1 pseudogene is annotated in these 959 nt (G+C 71.3%); it reads left to right on the top strand.

Features of this window, described 5'->3' with window-relative positions:
• Nucleotides 1-232: 232 nt before the first annotated feature.
• Nucleotides 233-959, top strand: a pseudogene (locus ACNPP0_RS20050) (translocation/assembly module TamB domain-containing protein); the annotation flags it as partial.

Raw genomic sequence — 959 nt, forward strand, 5'->3', positions numbered from 1 at the left:
CGTGCCGGCGCGCGGGTCCGGCCCCGAATCTCCTTTGTGTCAGGCGGACAGATTAGGGGGCGTATTCGCGGCGGGACCGGCGGCGGGCAAGCAGGGGGATACGACTTCGCAAGCCAAGCCCGCCACTGGCGGCGAACGCACGACGCAACCGGGCGCACGGACTGCGCCGCAATCCGGAACACCGGCGAAACCTCGCGGCAGCGCACCGACCAACGCCTCGGCGAATTCCGGCGTGAACGGGCAGGCGAACTCCAAACCCACCGCGCAGGTGAGTTCCAAAGCCGATGCGCGGGCGACCACAGCAAGCGCACAGGTAAACGCCAAACCTAAGGCGGATGCCAATGTGGCGGCGGGGGCGGGCGCGAGCAGCGGCCCCAAAGCCGCCGCCTCCGAGATCGCCGGCCCGCCCGCGCCTGCCTGCCAAGTCGTGCTGCGCGCCGACGCGGCGGGGTCGATGGATGGCATCCAGGCCAAGCTGGACGGTGCCGGGTCCGGGATGCTGCTGGACGTGGTGGCCGACCTGGCCCCGCGCACCGCGCTGATCCTGCGCAGCGCCCGGGCCAGCGCGCAACTGCCGGATAAGTCGACGCTGGCTGCCCAGTTCGACCTGCAATCGGGCGCTGGCCAAGTTGCCGGCCGCGACCGCATCACCGGCACGATCAGCGCGCAGCGCCTGGATCTGGCGCCGTGGTTGGGCAAGGACATACCCCCGGCCATCCTGACCGTGCGCGGCGATGTGCAGGCCGACATCGAAAACCTGAGCCAGTTGCGCCATGCCGCCATTGACCTGCGTTTCGAAGAGGGCACGCGCTGGAACAAGCAGCCGCTGACGGGCGGCGTGAAAGCGCAGGTAGACATCGCCGCCACCGACCCCGGATCAGCACCGGCCGCCGCACCGGCACCCGCCACGACGCCCGCAACGGCTGCCGCACCCGCCACCGCCACCGCCACCGCACCGG

Source organism: Achromobacter semiaridum, from assembly GCF_053543755.1.